Consider the following 20178-nt stretch of genomic DNA (forward strand, 5'->3'; position numbering starts at 1 on the left):
CTGGCTGACCTCATAAGTTTATTTTGTAGTTTGTCCTTCCAAATAAGAAACCGGCTCTTTAACCTCTACTTTGGTGCCGCCAAATTCATCTTTAATGTATTTTTGAGTATCCTCGTTATGATAGAGATCCGCTAACTTTTGCAGCCCTTTGTCATTCGCCTTATCAGATGAAGTAACCAGGACGTTAATATTATTTTTGGTTGCCTGACTGATCTCCTCATAGAACAAGGAATCTTTCAGTACATTCAGACCCCCTTCTAAAGCAATCGTATTCCCAATCAGCACCAAGCCTACATCTTGAATCACACGTGGTCCTGTTTTGTCATCAATTAGTTCAAATTTCAGGTTTTTAGGATTGCTAGTAATATCATTGACTGTACCCAAGGCATCATTAAAGTCAGCCTTAAGCTTAATCAAACCGGATGCTTCCAATAACTTTAAACCTCTTGCCGTATTGGCTGGGTTATCTGCCAAAGCTACCAGGGCCCCGTCGGTCACTTCATCGATGCTTTTGAATTTTTGCGAATAAATCCCCATAGGCTCCAGGTAGGTTGTGGCTATAGCCTTCAAATCAGCTTTGCTCTCTTTGTTATAGCTAACCAGGTACGCCCACGATTGGAATGCATTCACATCTACTTCGCCTTCTTTGGTCGCATTGTTCGTTTCGATTCCGCCGTTAATTTCTTTCACTTCAATGTCCAGCTTGGCATCCTTGGCGGCCTGGGACTGGGCAATATGCTTCCAGATCTGGGCGTCAGAGCCCATGGAGCCGATGACTACTTTTTGCGTTTCCGAACCGGAAGCGGCGCTGGAGCCATTGCTGTCTGAACTTTTATTACCGCATCCTGCGGCAACCAATAATAAACTAATCCCTAATAGTAAAACGAACGATTTCTTCATGTTGTTTTCCCCCAGATCATGTATGCTAGTGCATCGTCATTCCACCTGTAACATTAATCGCTTGTCCTGTCATATATGCAGAGAGCGGACTGGCCAGAAACAGCACCACATTGGCGACATCCTCCACCTCAGCCGTTCTCCCCAAAGGTACCTGTGAACAATCTTCTTCGTATATTTCTTGAGCGGTCATTCCGCGAATGACGCCCCCTTCAATCCGTTCACGATGTTTCATCGGCGTTTCTACAATGCCGGGGCAGACCGCATTTACCAAAATATTTTGCCGGGCAAGCTCAATGGCCATCACCTTGGTCAAGCCGAGAACCGCATGTTTGGATGCACAATATCCGCCCATGGCCCGATATCCATTTTTTCCAGCCTGCGAAGCAATTTGGATAATTCGTCCTGGTTTGCGCGCATCCACCATTTCCTTGGCAAACCGTTTGGACGCTACATACAGCCCAGTTGAATTGATCGAAAATACTTTCTCCCAATCAGCTAACTCACTATCAATGACATAATCCATCGTAGAAGTACCTGCGCAGTTCACCAATATGTCAGGAACTCCCGTTTCGCTGATTAGTAGATCGCACCATCTTTCGATATCATCCGGTTTCGATATGTCCAATTGCGTTTCAACCAACTGTGGATTGACCACTCTATACGGCTCTTCATAAGAAATATCAGCAGAAATCACTTTAGCTCCGCTTTGAATGAAAAGCTCTACAATTCCCCTGCCTATGCCTGACTTGCCGCCTGTCACTACCGCTGTCTGATGAGATAGGTCAATCGAAATCATAGATTTTAAAGTACTCTTTCGAAAGGATCGCGGCTAATACCAGCTTCCAATACAATCTTCACATATTCCTGCGCGGAAAAAAGAGAGTGGTCCTTGTAGTTCCCGCATTCCAAAGCAGTAACAGCCGGAACCTCTGTCGTTTCCAGAATTCTTTTCAAAGTTTTTTCCAAAGCGAGTGCAATTTCCTCTGGCTCGTGTTCATTCCACAAAATCAAGTAGAACCCCGTTCTGCATCCCATAGGAGAGATATCAATAATTCCTTTGATTTCATCTCTCAGATACGTTGCTAATAAGTGCTCCAGCGTATGTACAGCAGCTGTAGGAAGTGCATCTTCATTGGGTTGCAAAAATCTCAAATCATACTTTTGTACTGTGCTTCCTTTTTCGTCATGCTCTACTCCCGCCGCTCTTACATAAGGAGCCTTTACAATCGTGTGATCTAATTGAAAACTTTCTACTTTTGCCATTTTTCTTTTCCTCTTTTCTGTAATTTATATTTTTAATCTAATGATGGATACTCTACATTTGTGATTTTTTCAAAGAATTAAATGCTCCAAATCAGCATTTTTGTAATTATACATCGGATTACTCGGTTTTACCACTATAATTCTTGTCGTATTTCTTTTTTCTTTGATCGTCTCTCCTTTGCCTGTAGGTTTTGACATAGTGTACAATGTATACGATAATGCATTTTTACGAAAAAGATCGAGGACATCATAAGCCTCATTTAGGAGAATGCTCTGTGAATGAACCGGATTGGAAGCACCTGAATGCTGTCCCATTACCCTTGCAGGAATTTCAGCTACAGCTGGATCAAAACAGTGTCGACGCCAAGCAACTAGAGGAGTGGAGAAAGATTCCCGTCCTTTATCAGCTGGCTCTGGAGGAATTAAAGAATAAAATTAAGCTGATTCAGACGGAATGGAAGCTGTTAGACGGTTTTAGCCCGATTGAGCATATTAAAACCCGGATCAAAGAGCCCCACAGCATCGTGGAAAAGGTTCGGCGCAAAGGGCATGAAGTCACCTTGGACAATATATTGCGTGAAATTCATGATATCGCTGGAATGCGCGTGGTATGCGCTTTTGTGAAAGATATTTATCGTCTGATGGATCATCTTCACACACGGGAAGACATTCGTATTCTGGAGGTCAAGGACTATATAGCCCATCCTAAGCCCAACGGCTACCAGAGCCTGCATGTCATTGTGGAAATTCCGCTGATCCTGTTTGAAGGCACACGCTGGATCAAGGTTGAAATTCAATTGCGCACATTGGCTATGGATTTCTGGGCCAGTATGGAGCATATTTTGTACTATAAGTTCGATAAGAAAGTACCTGAACATGTCGTTAATGGATTGACCGAAGCTGCACGTGCAACCTACGAACTGGATCAGAAAATGCTGAAGTTGCGCGGCGAAATTTTATCGCTTAGCGAGGAACAGGATGCGGAAGAATCCCCGGCCAAACAATCCGAAGAGACGTCCTTGAAGACACTCTCCCTCCCTGCAGATCACGCCACTTCACGGCCACAAACCTGCTAAGTATTTGTGTACAAGATAATTTGAGAATTCAGTTGAGGCTGCAAAAACTATGGTTCAGTCTTACGCTGGATTCTTATGTATTGGGTACAAAAAAGAGCCATCAAAACCACGTTCATCATGGTTTTGATGGCTCTTTTACACATTTTTTCGATTCAAATATTACTGCTTCTCGCGAATTTCTGTGCTGATTTTCTCAACGATATCCGCAATGCTGAGTGATCCCAGATCGCCTTCGCCGCGTTTACGAACCGCTACAGTACCGGTTGTTTTTTCATTTTCCCCGATAACGAACATATATGGAACCTTCTCCAATTGCGCCTCGCGGATTTTATAACCAAGCTTCTCATTGCGAGTATCCACTTCGACGCGCAGACCTGCTTTCAGCAACGTATCCTGTATCTCATTGGCAGTCTCGATATAATTCTCGGATACTGGCAACAGCTTCGCATGAACAGGAGCCAACCACAATGGGAATGCACCTGTAAAATGCTCAGTCAGGATGCCCATGAAGCGGTCAATCGAACCATAGATGGCACGGTGAATAACGACTGGACGGTGCTTCTGGTTGTCCTCGCCCACATAAGTGAGGTCGAATTTTTCAGGCATTTGGAAGTCCAATTGGATCGTTCCGCACTGCCAGCTGCGTTTGAGCGCATCGAGAATGTGGAAGTCAATTTTCGGACCGTAAAATGCTCCATCTCCCGCATTAATACGGTAGTTGATGCCCAGGTGATCCAGCACGTTTTGCAGAGCTTGTTCCGCTTGATCCCACAGTGCTGGCTCGCCCATAAAGTCATCTGGACGTGTGGACAATTCCACTGTGAAGTCAAAGCCAAACACACTATACATTTCGTTAATCAGCTTAATTACGTCTGTAATTTCTTGTTCAATCTGACCTGGTGTGACGAAAATATGCGCATCATCCTGACAGAATGTACGAACACGCATCATACCGTTCAACGCGCCGGACAGCTCATGGCGATGCACTTGTCCAAATTCGGCTATACGAATTGGCAGATCGCGGTAAGAGTGAAGCTCATTTTTAAACACAAGCATATGCCCTGGGCAGTTCATCGGTTTCAGAGCAAATGTAGTTTCATCCACTTCGGAGAAGTACATGTTTTCCTTGTAATGCTCATAGTGTCCCGATTGTTCCCACAGACGGTTGTTCATCATCAGCGGTGTACGTACTTCCTCATAGCCATGCAGACGTTGAATGTCACGGGAGTAATCTTCCAATGCAGTGCGGACAACCATACCTTTAGGCAGGTAGAACGGCATGCCCGGTGCTTCTTCGGAGAACATGAACAGTTCCAGCTCTTTACCCAGCTTGCGATGGTCGCGTTTTTTCGCTTCCTCCAGCAAATGCAGGTGCTCATCTAGTTGTGCTTTTTTCGGGAATGCTGTTCCGTAGATACGTTGCAGCATCTTATTGTTGGAATCGCCTCTCCAGTATGCGCCCGCTACACTCAACAGTTTAAAAGCTTTGATGCGGCCAGTTGATGGCAAATGCGGGCCACGACACAGGTCAAAAAATTCGCCTTGATCATAGATTGTAATTTCCGCTTCTTCCGGCAAATCACGAATCAGTTCCAGCTTCAGTGGATCTTCCAACTCTCCAAAAATACGAGTGGCTTCCTCACGGCTGACCACACGACGTGTAATCGGCAGATTTTCCTGTGCGATCTTCGTCATTTCCTTCTCGATTTTGGCCAAGTCGTCAACAGACAATGGGTTTTCGATATCAATGTCATAGTAGAAGCCGCTGTCGATGACCGGACCGATACCCAGTTTCACGTTTTTCTCACCGTAAATGCGTTTGAGCGCCTGAGCGAGCAAATGCGCTGTACTATGACGATAAATTTCCAGACCGTCTGCACCGTCCAGCGTAATGATTTCAAGGTCAACGTTCTGATCCAAAACGGTGTTCAGATCTACAGCCTTCCCGTTCACTTTACCTGCTACGGCGTTCTTTTTCAGCCCGGAGCTGATCGAACCCGCCACGTCGGCAATTGTTACGCCCTGCTCGTACTCGCGTACGGCTCCATCTGGCAATTTCACTTGAATACTCACGATTAAAGCCTCCATTTCAAATTGTGTTCTATATCAAAATTGAACGCAAAAAAAACGCCTCTCTCCCTCAAGGGACGAGTGCGTTCAGCTCGTGGTTCCACCCTAGTTCGGCCCGCTCCTGTGCGTACATTTATGTTCATCGGAACATGCTCATGCACGACATGCGTGACCCTCCATTGGTATCCGTTAACGGGGATAAAGCGGTAGGCGCTTACTGATGTTACTGCCAGATTGCACAGCTACATGTTCAACGTCACGGCTACAAAGGGGTAACTTCACATGCGGTTGCCGGAAAAGCTCTCAGCCTCGTCTTTTCTCTCTGAACGGCCCTTCAAGGAAATCATGTCTTTGGTCAATGCCTTGAATATCACTATATGCTACAGCATTATAGATCAAATTCGCAGGTATTTCAAGTGGGCGTTTATGTAATTTCATGCCTCCTATTGGGTATTCGGCGGACAAAAAGGTGCAAAGGCAGCGGAACGGCTTTGCTCTTTGAGCCGTTTTTCAGTACCTTTCATTCCTACGGTGTAGGCTTGTTGTCGTGCGTATTTATTTTACGTTCTATAGGAGATTTCAAATGGGTAGGGTTCTTCAAGAGAAAAAAAGGAACTGTTTTTGCAAAGTGGGACACTGTGCTCTACTCGCCCCTTTGTTTTCTCTTGGGAACAGCCATTTTAATTATTATGTTTTTGCGTACGGCATAGCTTAAAGCCGACCTCTATCAGGTGGTTTGTTTCTTTCGCACGTCTCCACTCGTTTCTTTCTCAGTGAAAAAGTACAGCAAAGCCAGCACAGGCAGGACGACTCCAATCAGAGAACTAAAATTCCAACCTCCTAACGCATACGACCAACCGCCTAATGATGATCCAATCGCTCCGCCTATGAAAAAAATAGACATGAATAATCCGTTCAGACGCCCCCTCGCCTCACTTCCCAAGGAGTAAATCACACGCTGTCCAAGTACAAGATTTCCCGATACAGCCATATCCAGTGTAATCGCTGAAATAAAGAGAAGTACGAGCGCAACCGTCGAATGACTTTGAAAAAGATAGATGAGCAAAAAAGACAAGGCTGCAATGATCATAGCTAACCCGGTTAAACCTTTGCTCCAGCCTTTATCAGCCAATCTCCCGGCAATCGGGGCAGCTACTGCACCGCCTACGCCTACTAAAGCAAACAATGCAATCCCTTGTTGAGACATTCCGAAATCATCCGCCAAACGTAGAGGAACAACAGTCCAAAATAGGCTGAAGGCACCAAATAGGCAGGCTTGATACAGGGCACGGCGGCGCAGTGCAGGCGTTTGTTTTAAAAGAGTGCCTAGCGAGAAAATTAATTTACTGTAAGATACCGTAGGCACAGGCTTGCGCTCTGGAAGAGCTCGCGAGAGCAGAATCGTCAACAGCGTCAAGACAATGGCTGACAAAATAAATACGGCTTGCCATCCCCAGATGCTGGTGATAAAGCTTGCTACTGGCCGTGCGAACATAATGCCTAGCAAGAGTCCGCTCATGACATTCCCAACAACGCGGCCGCGCTGCTCTTCGGATGCTAAATAGGTAGCGTACGGCACCAGTATCTGGGCTACCACAGATCCAATTCCAATGAATAAGGATGCGGTCAGGAACAACGGGGCATTGGTGGCAAAAGCGGCAACAACCAATGCACAGACTGTGATAATTAGCGATATGACCATGAGCCGTCGATTTTCAATAATGTCGCTGAGCGGTACGATAAATAACAATCCCACCACATAACCGATTTGAGTTAAGGTGACAATGAAGCCCGCTGCTGTAGAGGAAAGACCCATAGCAACGTGAATAGGTCCTACAAGGGTTTGAGCATAGTACAGGTTGGCAACAATAAGGCCGCATGCGGCTGCCAACAAAAACATCATCCAATTTGAGATACGGTTACTTTTTAAGACTTGTTGTTCTCTTTGCATAATAATCCTCCTCATTAATTTAAATACTAAACGTATAGTTCACTAATTCGATAATCAAATAATATACTGAACGTTTCGTTTTGTAAATAGGCAAAATCAACTTTTTTATTTCACATAATATTTGATATACTGAACGTATAGTTTATTTTTCGCGTTTACTTATATCTGTTAAGAAGGTGAGCATTCCAATGCAGAGTAAAAGAGGACGTCCACGTAATATGGAAACGCAAAAATCTATCCTTAACGCTTCCTATGATCTACTGTTGGAGCAAGGCTTTGGGGCGGTTACGGTAGAAAAAATTGCTGAGCGAGCAAAAGTGAGCAAAGCCACCATTTATAAATGGTGGCCTAACAAAGCTGCAGTAGTAATGGATGGTTTCCTGTCAGCCACCATAGCAAGATTGCCCGTGCCCGACACGGGTTGTGTATTAGATGACATTCTCATTCATGCCACAAATTTAGTGCGGTTCTTAATAAGCCGAGAGGGTAAAATCATTACGGAGTTAATAGGCGAAGGGCAACTTGATTCAGGATTGTCAGAGGCATACCGGACCCGATATTTCCACCCTCGGCGACTTGAGGCCAGGCTTCTTATTGAGCGCGGAATAGAGCGCGGAGAATTGAAGGATAATCTCGATATTGAATTATGTATCGATCTCATTTATGGGCCCGTTTTTTATCGATTGCTGGTAACTGGTTATCCATTAGACGATTCCTATGTGCGACAATTAGTCATGAATGCGTTCAAAGGAATTGGCATGGACTGAATGAGTGGTATCAAGCAGCCCTCACAGAGTATCCTCTGTGAGGGCTGCTTTTTCTTTTACCTGCCACGATCCTCTGGCTAACTCTTTATTTGTTTATTCGTCAGGGTCTATACTAATCTTTTGCAGTAAGTCGATAAGAAGATCCTCTTCCTCTTCGGATAGTTTATGGACAAGGCTGACATTGAGCTCGTCCAATATTCCTTGTAAGACAGGGGCAAACTCTAACGCCTTGGCCGTGGGAGATACAAGATAGGAACGGCGGTCATTTGGGTCCGTTTTTCGTTCAATATAGCCTGATTCCTCCAATTGTTTCACAGAGCGTGCCGTGGTTGCCTTGTCAAATTTAAGTTCATTCGTCAACTGCTCTTGTGTAATGCCCGGTCGCTGCAAAATGAGCTTTAAAAAGCTGTGTTGTCCTCCACTGCCGATTCCGTAAGGGCCCAGTTTTTTGGACAGTATTTTTTGATTTCGACGGTACAAGTGGGAAATTAGCTTTCCAATCGGTTTTTTTCTCATCAAATACACCTCATTGGCTTGAAAATGACAAATCCCCAGTTGGGACCAAAGCAAAGTTTACAACAATATTGTTGCGCACGCAACTAATTTGCTGTACACTAGAACCGTTCATTTAGTTGCGCGTGCAACTAAATAGAAATTGTTAACGATAACGAGGTGTAATGATGAGTTCAACTGCTACAACAGCTACAACGGCTACAACCTATCAAGAGAATATCGAAGTCCAGAAGAAACGTTGGCTGATTTTAATTGTTTTGAATCTGTTTACATTTATGTCCACATTGGATGGAAGCATCGTCAATATCGCTCTTCCTGTGTTGTCTCGCACGTTACATTTACCCGTGGCACAGATTGAATGGGTGACAACCGCCTATTTAATGGCGATATGTACCGCTATCTTATTTTTTGGCAAGCTTGGAGATATCGTCGGTAAAATCAAAATATTCAAAATCGGCACAATCGTATTCATTCTTGGCTCCCTAATGTGCGGTCTTAGCTCTTCGCTTTCTATGCTGCTGATTTCCCGTATTATTCAAGCATTTGGAGCGTCCATGACCATGGCGAACAGCCAGGGGATCGTGACAGATATCTTCCCGTCCAATGAACGGGGCAAAGCACTTGGCCTCATTGGAACCTTCGTTTCTCTGGGCAGTATCGCCGGGCCAAGCTTGGGCGGTATTATTGTCTCGTCGCTGGGCTGGCAGTACATTTTCTGGGTCAATGTACCGGTAGGGCTGGTCGCTGTCTTTCTTGGCTGGAAGCTTCTGCCGAAGGATTTGATCAAGGTGAAAGATAAAATTGACGTTCCCGGTAGCTTGGTATTTGCTATTTTTATTCTCACTTTGTTCGTCGGATTGTTGCTGGGACAGCAGGTCGGGTATGGCGACAAACGTATCGTTGCTTCGCTGGTGGTGGCTATAGTTGCTTTTGCCATGTTCATTAGGTTGGAACTTCGTCGTCCTGGGCCGCTCTTACAGCTCGCGCTATTCAAAAATCCGTTATTTTCGCTCAGTATTTTGTGTGCTTTTCTGGTGTTCGTCGCTAATTTTTGCTTTAACATCATTTCGCCCTTTTATGCGCAGAATATGCTGAACTTGTCGCCTTTTCATGCCGGGTTCCTGCTGATGCTGCTCCCCATCTCGATGGTTATTGTGGCCCCTCTCAGCGGTGCGCTTTCCGATAAAATCGGATCTGAACTGCTCACATTCGCCGGGCTGGTCGTTATGGTCATTGCCCAGATTGGATTGGCCCAACTGCATGCAGGCAGCTCCATCCCGCTCGTGGGTCTGTGGATTGCCATGCTGGGCATTGGCAGTGGTTTATTCCAATCGCCGAACAACTCGCTGATTATGTCTACAGTACCCCGCACACAGCTCGGCTCAGCCGGGAGTGTTAATTCGCTGGTTCGCAACGTCGGTATGGTTGTGGGGATCACTTTGGCCACATCGATCCTCTTTTATATTATGAGTAAAGAGGCTGGTTATCGGGTCACCGGCTTGGTCCCGGGTCATCCAGAAATTTTTCTGGCAGGCATGCATGTAGTCTTTATGACGTCCGCGTCCATCTGTCTTGTGGCGGCATTGTTAACAGGCTGGCGGCTGATCGGGGCTAGACGGGCAAGAACGCAGCAAGAAAAGGGATAAAGACCAAGCGAAGAAATAAAGCGTCCGTAGACAGAACAATGATCGTAGAATTAAGATGATGAGTATTGCAGTACAAACACGGCATTAAAAGCAACATTTACAATTTTAAAAATGGGATACAAGGGTGGAGCTTACATGAAATATTGCTATGAATGCGGAACAAAATTGATGGTGAAGGAGTGTGAAGGCGAAGGCCCTATCCCCTTTTGTCATACATGCCAGGTCTTTCGTTTCCCGATATTCAGCACTGCGATCAGTACCGCTGTATTGAATAGTCAGAGAGATAAGGTGCTGCTCATACAGCAGTACAATATTCAGGGTTTCATTTTATTGGCAGGTTATGTGAACAAGGGTGAATCCGCCGAGCAGACATTGGTGCGTGAAGTTAAGGAAGAAGTAGGATTACAAGTCGATGAGTATCAATATATGCGCAGCGAGTATTTTGAACGAAGCAATACACTGATGCTGAATTTTGTGTCCATTGTGAATGACGATCAGTTGGATGTTCTTAGTACGGAGGTAGATCAAGCACTTTGGTTTACACTGGAGGAAGCCAAGCAAGCTATTTTGAAAAACAGCTTAGCTGAATCCTTCTTGCTGACCATTATTGAAAAGATTGAGGCAGGATTGATTTGAAGTGATATAAGCGTGGCGATGCGAAAATGATGAAAAAGATGTCTTTACAGATATTGAATTGCTAAACCGCAAGATGGCTGCTCTTTCCAAGGAACCCTCTTGCGGGTCACAGCATGTTTATACTCTTTGTCAGTGCTGGAATTTCAGCGACTCCCCTCACATCCCTACATTTCTACTAAACGTCCATTCTCTTTCCAGGATTGCAGTATTTTCTCAAGTACCCACTGGTTTTTGTAGCCGTCCTCGAATAAGGGAGCACGATCGACAGACTTCCCCCTTGCCAGCTCAACAAAATCTTCATAGGCCGTATGATTATAGATTGCAGGGACAGCCCAACTCTCGTATTCGGCACCTGGGTGTTCCAGGTCACGCAGCACAATGCGGATACTTTCCGGGTTATTGAGGCTGGCGTGCAGCGTACCAAGTTCTCCATAGATATCGACTTCGATATCGTGCCGTATGCCGATGGCATTTTTATGAGTGATAAAGGTTCCCACGGTATTGTCGCCTACGATGCCATGAAAGGCAGCGAGATCTTCCACATCCACTTTTACAGGCAGACCCGTGATCGGATCGAACCGCTCGGGTGTAATGGTATGTAGCAGCGCTGCGACACTTTTAAATTCACCCACCAGAAAACGGGCCAGATCAATGATATGTGAGGCTGTATCCCCCACTACTCCGGAACCAGCCTTGGCTAAATTGTGACGCCATGTATACGGATGCTGACGATACGGCGCAAATGCATCCATTAGATAACGAAATTGAATGTTATAGATTTTGCCCAGCTTTTGCTCATCCAGCAGTTGCTTGGTATATTGGAAGGCTGCGCCGTAGCGATGCTTATAGTGAACCAGCAAAGGCACAGGATTCGCTGTATATAGCTTTTTCAACTGATCCGCTTCTTCCCATGTGAGAGTCAATGGTTTTTCTGCCAGTACAGCTTTGTGTTCTTCCAGCGCAATACGAATAATGTCAAAATGCACATCATTGGGTGTCAGCGACAGAATCGCATCTACCTCTGGGTCACGGATTAATGCTTCATAATGGGAGTACCGCTTGGAAGCAGGCAGTTGCAATTGTTCTCCGATGGCTTGAAGGCGATTGGGATTCACATCACTAACGGCCACAATAGATACCCCCGAGATGCTGTGCAGTGATCTTATGTGATATTCAGCGATAAGACCCAGGCCAATGATACCCATCCGAATTTGTTTGGTTGGGGAGGTGGAGGTACTCATATGTTCAGAATTCCCTTCTCTTCTATTTGGTTTGAACTCTGTAGCAAATTCCTTTTGCTATGCAGTATCACCCGTTGCTTTATAGAATAGTCCCACAGGAAGTGATCGTTGCAACCTTCAATTCAACAGTCTGATGCCGGGCAGTGAATGCAATGTTCCATAAAAAAAGGATCTGCAGCTCCGTTATCCGGTATTGCAGATCCTTGATATTCCTTCTCTATATCGACTACATCAAAAATGTACCTACCACAAAAGACACCCCGACGATGATCGAGCGCAGCAGCTGTGCCAGAGCCACATTGCCTTTGGCAATTTCCTCGCACACCTTGGTACGCGGCGTCACCAGATCAAAAATCACATAGACCAGACACAGCACTACAATACCCACAGCCGACCAGGTCAGCATATCTAGCCATGAATGACTGCTGTACGACACCATCCCCACGATGATACACAGACCTAGCAGCTTTGCACCCATATAGATGCCTGCCGCCTCATTGCCGCGTGCGATTTCTTGATTATCGTTATAACGTGTCAGCAAACTGAACACAAAATAACCTACGATTAAGATAGCAAATAGGATAAGCAGGCCGACACCTACATTGCCCAATGCGTTCCCCAAACTGATATAAGAGTCCAATTTTCTTCCTCCTTATGATACTTCAGGATTTTGCCAAATCCTCACTTGTGAAAATGAACAGATATGTTCGAATATTGTACATTTTTTAATTCAGCTTATATAACGTGCGGATTAGGAGGTGCGGTAGCAACGGCGGCGGCGCAATAGTAGGCCATATCACCTGTTACCTTTTCACCGATTCGCGGCAGGACACCCGCAAAACGCCCCCCGATCACGAATATACCTGTTAACACATAGCCATGAAATAATCCTTCGTCGGTCTGTACCTCTGCACTCTGCATCGGCCACAGCCGCTGATAAATCTTAGGCTGTCCCTCGTAATAAGCGGCAATATGTGCGGCTTCCTCCTGCTCAGGCGTTCGTGGAGCGTCAGCTTGGTGAAGCAGATCAGGGTTGTCAATCTCCGCAGGTTCAACCTCTCCCAAGGCGCCTTTCAGCATCTCCTCGGATTGAGGATGTTCAATCAAGTGCGTCCCCTTACCCTCCCGTCCCCATATACCTTTGGCCACATAAGGCTCATTATTTTGCATAAACACCGAGGGCTCAAAATACGTAGGCAGCAGGTAGGTTCGTATCACCTCCAGCTCGCGATCGTCAAACAAACGAAAGCCACAGAACTCTGGTGTTTGCTCATTGCGCTCATACAGTGACCACACGGTTGCGGTGAACCCTTTGCTCTGGGTAATGATATGCTGCGGCGGGTTGATTAATCCTATTTTCCCGTCTGCCACCATATCCATTAGCGCCTGCCCCACCTCAAGCCCCGTATTCTCCTCCCGGTCATCAATTAGATACTCCAGCGGATACAGGCGATAGAGAATGTGGATCTGCTCTCCCCGGTGATACAATCCTTCATTCGGGATAATCTCCAGTTCTTCCAAAGGAGCATAAACGACTTCGAATCCGGCTTGTTCACATAAATGCATAATATATTTGGTGTTCGTCTGATCCTCGATGTGCCAGTCATAGCAAGCAAAATACACCTTTATCCCTAATCCCTTGCGGCTATAAAAATGAATGAGTTCCGTCAAGGCAGACTGAATCGCCTCGTCCATTCCAGATGAGGGTCCATGTAGTGCATTGTCATCCTCCGACATTCCATCCCTACTCAGCACCTCCAGCAGCTTTCCTTCGAGATAAGCCACCTCGGGAATCCCGGTTGGGGTATCGGTGTTATTCTCAATGCACTTGATACCCGCTTCCCCCACAATCCAGTCCTGGCGGGTTATCCCATCCGGCTCGGCCTCCATACGTGCAGCACGTAGCAAGCCCGGATGAATCCCCAACCGTTCCACCAGGTATTCATCCGGCATATAGCGCTGAACGAATTGCTGAACCTTGCGATAAATACGATGTACCGCCTCAGAAGCAACCTGAAGCTCTGCCAGCTCGCTTTCCCGATATACCGTTAAGGCCGGCACGCAATAGGATTTGCCATACATGCGGTGATACGGGATGATACGGCTGATTTCACCCTTAAAAAGCTCATCATGTTCATAAGGCAATTGCCGAATCGTACGCATGCTCATCTTAACCCCCAGAGAAAAAGCCGCTGCGTGAGCCGCTGCTGCCAAAACCGCTGTGTGAGCTGGAAGATGAGGATGAGCTTTTGCGGTATGAGCTGGAAGATGAACGACTGCTATGGTATGAGGAGCCTCCACTATAATAAGTCGATCCGCCATAGTAATACCCGCTGCTGCCTGAATCCCGACACGCCGTTTGTTCCGATACAGGAAGCTCATCGCAGTCATAATACTCGTCGTCACCGCACCCCGTCAGAGCAGCTGGGACAGCCAACATCAGGGCAAAAGCCGCCATCCGTGTACGAGAGCCGGGCTTAGATTTCATCTTTTCCCAAGAATGCTCCATCACAGATCGACCTCCTTCACAAACAGATGTACCTTTTTCAGCTGAGGGTCCAGTACCGAATATATAAATTCATATGTTTTGCCACCCTGTACTGTATAGTGATCTAATAGCCGTTGGGCCAACTCCAAAGTAAATACCGAACCTTCCCGCTGATCCATACTACGGAATGCAGGTTCATGCCATATCCAGTACATTGCACTGTATGTGGAAGTGTAACCTCCCTCACTGGCAAGCACGAGGTCTGTGATGGACGCACCGTAAGGCTTTGCACGTTCCCCTGTAAATTCAGTCACATAGACGGAATGATCCGTATGTTCCTCACTTTCATTCGATATATGCGACCATAGTTTGTCATGGAGACGCGTAGCGTCTACAAGCTTGCGTAGAAACAGCTCATCTCCCGATACGGATTCCCGTGTCAGGCTGCGCAGTTCCTTTTGAGTGTCTTCCGACCATTCGCGATACGTTAATGAATAATAAATGATGATTCCCTTCCCTTCCTGTACGCTTCTGTCATGAGGTTTGCAACAAATCAAAGCGCTTATGTCGTCGTTCACTATACGAGATTCTACCTTGAAAAGGTTCAATTTGGAAGAAAAATACGACAAAAAGCCGCAATCCCTAGGATTACGGCTTGGATTTCACTGCTACAGCTTGATATTGTTCTCGTCGAAATATTCCTCCAGCGTCATTCCCTGCTTGGCTACATCCTCCGCAATGTCTATTCCCACATAACGGATATGCCAAGGCTCGTACACATAGCCGGTTACATCTTCCTTACCCTTCATATAACGAATAATAAATCCGTATTCCGGTGCATGTTTTTCCAGCCATTCGCCTTCCTTGGAAGCTCCGAAGGACTGCTCCAGCACATTACCCACGCTTGGACTGGATACATCAATGGACAAACCAGTCTGATGCTCACTCGTACCCGGTACAGCGCTAACTTTAGAGGCATATTCCTGTCCCTTTGTCTTTACATTGTTGTTGAAAATAGATACCTGACGCTTATAGGAACGGTATCCCGATACCGCACGCAGCTCAATACCGTCTTTTTCCGCACCGTCGAACAGCTTCTCCAGTGCCTCTGCCGCTTCCTTACGCAAATGCCGCTTTTCATGCGGTCCCTCGAAGGAAAAAGGCACCTGCGGCTCCACCAGGTCATCGGGGACATAGCCTACAGGCAAGCTACGCTTTTTGTTCACAACGACTGTATCAGAAGTCGCATTGGTGACAATCGCAGTTCCATCCTCTTCCTTAACCGTGGCTTGCAGCGCACTCTGGCTTCGCAACGCCATCACAGGCTCGGCCTGTCCACTTCCTGTACCCGCAGAGGCTTGTCCAGCGCTAGTGCTGCCATTGCCCGCATCCGGCTGGGCGGAAGGCTGTACATTCTCCTGTACCGCTGTAGATGACTTCAACGGCTCGCTTTCCTGTCCACCTGATCCCCCCTGCTGGCAGGCTGCCAGTAATAGCCCTGGCAGGATCAGACCCGGAATGAGCGCTTTGGTCCAGCGCTTAGATGCTCGCGTCTGTTGTATATGTCGTTTCATGCTGGTATCTCCTCCAATATTGCATTTGATGCATGACTTGCTGTGACTTTTCCGTTTCCCCATTGTAACTGAACTTTTGGCACTCTTCGAAGCCATTATCCCGTTCGATGAAGGCGAATAAACTCGAAAAAGGAAGTATATACCCGAATTGTTACGGAGTATGACGTTTTTGCGGGATTGCAGCTCGGGCCCGCTCAGCTACCCGTTCACGTATGAGTTTCAATGCCTCTTCCGCACGGGGTAAACCCGGCAGCAAAGCTGTAATATCCGCTTCCTTCTTAGGAGCAAGCTTCTGCGGCAGACGAATCTCAATTGCATGAAAGCCCGCACCGGGACGATGCAATGCTCCTTCTGCGGCAGACTCCGCAATCCATTCGCTAATCGCTGCCGATCCGCTGCGTCCGCCCTCTGGCCGCGAGGTAGACTCAAGCGCAGGGGATGTCCCCTGCACATGGGATAACTCCCCGGCCCAAGCACTGAATACGTACTCCAGCAGCTCTTCCCGTGTCATTCCGATCAGTTCTAGACAGGTCTGCGGCTCGCTTTCCAGACCGGTTTGAAGAGCTTTCTTCACCTCGTCGACTACACCCACGCCATCCTCCGTGCTAGAAGTGGCTGTCTCAGCTGCTAGCTGAACGATTTCATCCAGCGATAGACAGGTTTCCCCTTGCAAAAAACGGTAGATGTCCAAAGGATCTGCTTTTAGCTGCTCCAGCCATGCTTTTCGCTGTTCGGGGTTCAGTACAGGCGCGGGGCCAGTCCATTGGACAGCATGTGTGGAAGGTACCCCCGTTGATTCGCCTTCCAACCCATTTCTGTCTAATTCCGCTATCCATTGACCGTCAGTTACTTTTAGCTTCACTCGCGGCCTCGTCATCGCCTTCATCCTTTCTCTGCTCACTCAATCCATACATCATTTTGCAACGCAATCAGACCACGCAATTCATCATCAGACATTTCGGTGAGCCAATGTTCACCAGAGCCGACAACCTGCTCGGAAAGTGCCTTTTTGCTCTCGATCAGCTCGTCAATCCGCTCCTCCAGTGTACCTTGGCAAATCAGCTTGTGCACTTGTACATTGCGGCTTTGACCAATACGGAATACACGGTCCGTCGCCTGATTTTCCACTGCTGGATTCCACCAGCGGTCATAGTGAATGACATGGCTGGCACGTGTCAGGTTCAGACCCACACCACCTGCACGCAGGGAAAGTACGAATATATTCGGGCCTTCTCCCTGCTGGAAGTTGTGAACAATTTCATCTCGTCTGGTTTTCGCTAGTCCTCCATGCAGAAAATACGGCTCTTCCCCGAAGATTTTGGCCAAACGAGAGACCAGCAATTCTCCCATCGACACATATTGGGTGAATATCAGCGCCGATTCGCCGTTCTCGCGAATCGTCTCTACCAATTCCAGCAGTCGCTCCATTTTGCCCGAGTTTTCCGTTTTACCACTATCAGCCCGACCCGGAATGATCAGACCCGGATGGTCACAAATCTGCTTCAACTTGGTCAGTGAAGACAGAACAAGTCCTTTGCGAGCCATACCGATCTGCCCATCCAGTGTTCCCAATAATTGATCCACCACGCCCCGATACAATCCGGCCTGCTCTGGTGTCAGTACACAGTAGGATTTCAACTCCAGCTTCTCTGGCAAATCCTTGCGTATATCTGGGTCGCTTTTGAGTCGACGCAGCATGAACGGGGAGACGAGCCGATGAAGCTCGCGCAACGCGGACCCCCGCTCTTCTCCCGCCAAACTGTAACGCTGGCGGAACGAAGACGCCGTACCGAGGTAACCTGGATTCAGGAATTGAAAAATAGACCACAGCTCGCTCAGACGATTTTCTACCGGAGTACCTGTCATGGCAATCCGGTGTGGAGCAGACAGCTTCATGACGCTTTGTGCTTGCTTTGTTCGTGCATTTTTTATATATTGCGCCTCATCCAACACGATAGAGGACCAGTATACCGCAGATAAATCGCTGCCGTCCCGGCCCGCCAAATGATAGGTAGTGAGGACGATATCATACTCACGTACACTTTCCTGAAACAGCTCACCGTGGAGTCGCTGGTTGCCATGGTGAATATACAGCGACAAATCCGGTGAAAAGCGCTTCAGCTCGCGCTGCCAGTTGCCGAGCAAGGACGTCGGACAGATGATCAACGCCGGACGTTGATCATCTGCACCGATGCCACCGTCGAGCAGGCAGGTGATGACCTGAATCGTTTTACCAAGCCCCATGTCGTCCGCAAGGCAGACGCCAAAGCCCAATCCACGCATCGCAGCCAGCCATTGAAAGCCGCGCTCTTGATAGGGCCGTAATGCGCCGTGCAGTGTCTCCGGCACAGGCCGCGGCTCTACCGAACGGAGTACGCCGCCCTCAGCCAAAGACGCAAGCAATCCGGCGGATTCCGCGCCAAAGATGGACAAGCCTTTCCATGAGGCCTCGCCTGCACTTTCATTTTCTGCAGCCAGATGCATCCATTCGGACAAGCTCATCTCACCGTTTTCCCCGCGCTTGATAAAGCGCAGCACCTGACGGATTTCCTTGGGATCGACCTCGATCCATTCCCCTCCGAGACGTACATACGGCAAATTGGCCGCGACGATGCTTTCCAGTTCCTCCATCGTCAAAGTCGTATCACCCAGCACAGCCTCGGCATCAAACGAGATCATGCGGTTAATGCCGACAGACGATGTATCGGCAATCACACCATCTGGCTTGGCACCCTGCTCTGTCGAACGCATTTTGAGCCGCAAGCCTGCACGTCTTCGGCCCTCCCGGCTCCAGCGTGAAGGCATTTGCACGGTGATACCGTTCTTTTGTAATGCAGGAACGGCTTCCGTCAGGAAGCGGAAGAACAACTCTGGCTCCAGTGTCAGCCCCTCGGGATAAGGACGATTCAACGCTTCTTGCAATATAGGTGCTGCTTCAGCCGCCTGTCCGAGCCTCATTAGCAGTTGCACCTGCACTTGACGATATACAATTCCGCCTCGAACCAGATCACGCTCAGGATGCGCCCACAGTGCCAGAACAGGCAGTCGCAACCCCGGCTCAGCATCGCTTTCTGCCCAAAAGGTAATGCGCCAATCCTTGACACTCTCTTCCAGGGAAGGCTCCAAACGAAGGCACAACCGCAGTTGCCCTTCTATCGGCTCCTTGTCTTCCCGTTCCGTGACAGGCATTGCGCTTCCCTCAACAGAGGACGCTTGAAGCACCAGCTCCTCCATCTCCGCGGGCGTTCCCTGAATCGCCACCGGGCGGGAACCTGTCAGCAGACTGTTCCACCACAGCTCCGCCAGCGGTGATCCTCCGCGCCGATACTCTGCGCGATATCGACCCAGCTCACGGTCTGATGCTGCCAGCACCGCGGTCGTTTCCGCATGGATGACCGCACACAAGAAGGAGTACAGCACGATTCCGGCTGCATCCTCGCGTGTTTCAGGCTCCTTACCCGCAAAAACGGCCGGAGCTGCCATACAAACAGCTGGCATCGCAGCAGCCAGCTCATGAAAGCGGCGTATGTCCTCCTCTTGACACAGTCGAGGAATCCACACCCCGACAGCCGCTTCCGGACCACGACGACGCGGTCCCGATGGACGCGCCTCTGTAAGCGATGGCGCAATTTCGCCCCGTTGCATCAGCTCTAGCGCAAAATAAGCGGCTTTTTGCCAATATTGCATTTCCTCGCCCAGCGTAATGCCCGATGCCGCACAGCCCTTCTCGTCCATGCGAGTCAGCAGTGCCATCGTCTCGCGCGGTTCCAGCGCCAAACCCTCCAATGTACGCCCCAACATGGAACGTCTTTTGCCACCTCTGCCCGCGGTTTCCACACGAGCAGTGTTCGGTATCCGTACCTCAGCAAGACGCAACGCAGCCTGCCGAAACGGCCGAAGGTCTCCCTTTAGCGTCAGCCTGCGGATTACACTGCTCCACGCATCGATACGTGGTTCCGACGTCTCACCAGAAAAGCAAAAAAACACATCTCCGAGCCATATTCCATAAAGCGGTTGATTCATATCTGTCTCCCGTCCAGCCTTTTGAATTAT

The 20178-nt window shown here is 48.0% G+C and carries 19 protein-coding genes; 5 read left to right on the top strand and 14 right to left on the bottom strand.

The features are described from left to right. Nucleotides 1-18: 18 nt before the first annotated feature. Genes ACUYLD_RS11305 through ACUYLD_RS11315 form a run of 3 tightly spaced genes read right to left on the bottom strand, consistent with a single transcriptional unit; the run spans nucleotide 19 to nucleotide 2163 of the window. Complete coding sequence (locus ACUYLD_RS11305) at nucleotides 19-900, bottom strand: MetQ/NlpA family ABC transporter substrate-binding protein (protein ID WP_322161652.1); 882 nt, start codon at nucleotides 898-900, stop codon at nucleotides 19-21. 25 nt (nucleotides 901-925) lie between these two features. Continuing rightward, nucleotides 926-1696 carry an SDR family NAD(P)-dependent oxidoreductase gene (locus ACUYLD_RS11310; RefSeq protein ID WP_446675045.1) on the bottom strand — a complete coding sequence of 257 codons (771 nt, stop codon included), beginning with the start codon at nucleotides 1694-1696 and terminating at the stop codon, nucleotides 926-928. 5 nt (nucleotides 1697-1701) lie between these two features. Beyond that, entirely contained in the window at nucleotides 1702-2163 is a 462-nt protein-coding gene (locus tag ACUYLD_RS11315; protein WP_029515967.1) for an S-ribosylhomocysteine lyase, read from the bottom strand. 275 nt (nucleotides 2164-2438) lie between these two features. Between ACUYLD_RS11315 and ACUYLD_RS11320 the strand changes: the two genes are divergently transcribed. Continuing rightward, nucleotides 2439-3239 (top strand): GTP pyrophosphokinase, encoded by an 801-nt coding sequence (locus tag ACUYLD_RS11320; protein ID WP_061829985.1) that lies wholly within the window; start codon nucleotides 2439-2441, stop codon nucleotides 3237-3239. A gap of 159 nt (nucleotides 3240-3398) precedes the next feature. Here the strand turns inward: ACUYLD_RS11320 and thrS are convergent, their stop codons facing one another. Next, nucleotides 3399-5312, bottom strand: coding sequence for a threonine--tRNA ligase (thrS, locus tag ACUYLD_RS11325; protein WP_336077920.1), 1914 nt, complete (start codon nucleotides 5310-5312; stop codon nucleotides 3399-3401). A 374-nt stretch (nucleotides 5313-5686) separates the two neighbouring features. On the opposite strand from thrS, the gene ACUYLD_RS11330 reads away from it, so the two are divergent. Beyond that, nucleotides 5687-6019: a DUF3995 domain-containing protein gene (locus tag ACUYLD_RS11330; RefSeq protein ID WP_446675046.1), complete on the top strand. Its 333-nt coding sequence runs from the start codon at nucleotides 5687-5689 to the stop codon at nucleotides 6017-6019. Between the two features lie 17 nt (nucleotides 6020-6036). Here ACUYLD_RS11330 and ACUYLD_RS11335 read toward each other — a convergent pair whose 3' ends face one another. Next, nucleotides 6037-7260 carry an MFS transporter gene (locus ACUYLD_RS11335; RefSeq protein ID WP_254328983.1) on the bottom strand — a complete coding sequence of 408 codons (1224 nt, stop codon included), beginning with the start codon at nucleotides 7258-7260 and terminating at the stop codon, nucleotides 6037-6039. A 188-nt stretch (nucleotides 7261-7448) separates the two neighbouring features. Here ACUYLD_RS11335 and ACUYLD_RS11340 point away from each other — a divergent pair, with 188 nt between their 5' ends. After that, entirely contained in the window at nucleotides 7449-8027 is a 579-nt protein-coding gene (locus ACUYLD_RS11340) for a TetR/AcrR family transcriptional regulator (RefSeq protein ID WP_322172587.1), read from the top strand. 93 nt (nucleotides 8028-8120) lie between these two features. Here ACUYLD_RS11340 and ACUYLD_RS11345 read toward each other — a convergent pair whose 3' ends face one another. Beyond that, entirely contained in the window at nucleotides 8121-8543 is a 423-nt protein-coding gene (locus tag ACUYLD_RS11345) for a MarR family winged helix-turn-helix transcriptional regulator (RefSeq protein WP_061829988.1), read from the bottom strand. Nucleotides 8544-8707: 164 nt separating this feature from the next. Between ACUYLD_RS11345 and ACUYLD_RS11350 the strand changes: the two genes are divergently transcribed. Next, a complete protein-coding gene (locus ACUYLD_RS11350; RefSeq protein ID WP_446675186.1) occupies nucleotides 8708-10186 on the top strand; it encodes an MFS transporter in 1479 nt (492 codons plus the stop codon). 135 nt (nucleotides 10187-10321) lie between these two features. After that, on the top strand, nucleotides 10322-10822 hold the full coding sequence (locus ACUYLD_RS11355; protein ID WP_446675047.1) for an NAD(+) diphosphatase: 501 nt from the start codon (nucleotides 10322-10324) through the stop codon (nucleotides 10820-10822). Between the two features lie 164 nt (nucleotides 10823-10986). On the opposite strand, the gene ACUYLD_RS11360 is transcribed toward ACUYLD_RS11355, so the two are convergent. From ACUYLD_RS11360 to ACUYLD_RS11395, 8 genes are all read right to left on the bottom strand, one after another. Beyond that, complete coding sequence (locus ACUYLD_RS11360; protein WP_254328979.1) at nucleotides 10987-12063, bottom strand: Gfo/Idh/MocA family protein; 1077 nt, start codon at nucleotides 12061-12063, stop codon at nucleotides 10987-10989. Between the two features lie 226 nt (nucleotides 12064-12289). Next, complete coding sequence (locus ACUYLD_RS11365) at nucleotides 12290-12703, bottom strand: DUF350 domain-containing protein (protein ID WP_061829992.1); 414 nt, start codon at nucleotides 12701-12703, stop codon at nucleotides 12290-12292. A gap of 95 nt (nucleotides 12704-12798) precedes the next feature. Then, on the bottom strand, nucleotides 12799-14232 hold the full coding sequence (locus ACUYLD_RS11370; RefSeq protein WP_446675048.1) for a glutathionylspermidine synthase family protein: 1434 nt from the start codon (nucleotides 14230-14232) through the stop codon (nucleotides 12799-12801). A 1-nt stretch (nucleotide 14233) separates the two neighbouring features. Continuing rightward, complete coding sequence (locus ACUYLD_RS11375) at nucleotides 14234-14572, bottom strand: hypothetical protein (protein WP_023986799.1); 339 nt, start codon at nucleotides 14570-14572, stop codon at nucleotides 14234-14236. Then, nucleotides 14572-15129, bottom strand: coding sequence for a hypothetical protein (locus ACUYLD_RS11380; protein ID WP_446675049.1), 558 nt, complete (start codon nucleotides 15127-15129; stop codon nucleotides 14572-14574). Before ACUYLD_RS11380 ends, ACUYLD_RS11375 begins: the two co-directional genes overlap by 1 nt. A 90-nt stretch (nucleotides 15130-15219) precedes the next feature. Next, nucleotides 15220-16125, bottom strand: a complete 906-nt coding sequence (locus tag ACUYLD_RS11385) for a M15 family metallopeptidase (protein ID WP_061829994.1) — start codon at nucleotides 16123-16125, stop codon at nucleotides 15220-15222. Between the two features lie 151 nt (nucleotides 16126-16276). Beyond that, nucleotides 16277-17002: a phosphoribosylglycinamide synthetase gene (locus tag ACUYLD_RS11390; RefSeq protein ID WP_446675050.1), complete on the bottom strand. Its 726-nt coding sequence runs from the start codon at nucleotides 17000-17002 to the stop codon at nucleotides 16277-16279. A gap of 20 nt (nucleotides 17003-17022) precedes the next feature. Then, nucleotides 17023-20148, bottom strand: coding sequence for a DEAD/DEAH box helicase (locus ACUYLD_RS11395; RefSeq protein ID WP_061829996.1), 3126 nt, complete (start codon nucleotides 20146-20148; stop codon nucleotides 17023-17025). Nucleotides 20149-20178 lie beyond the last annotated feature (30 nt).

Source organism: Paenibacillus sp. SER-28 (assembly GCF_052906305.1).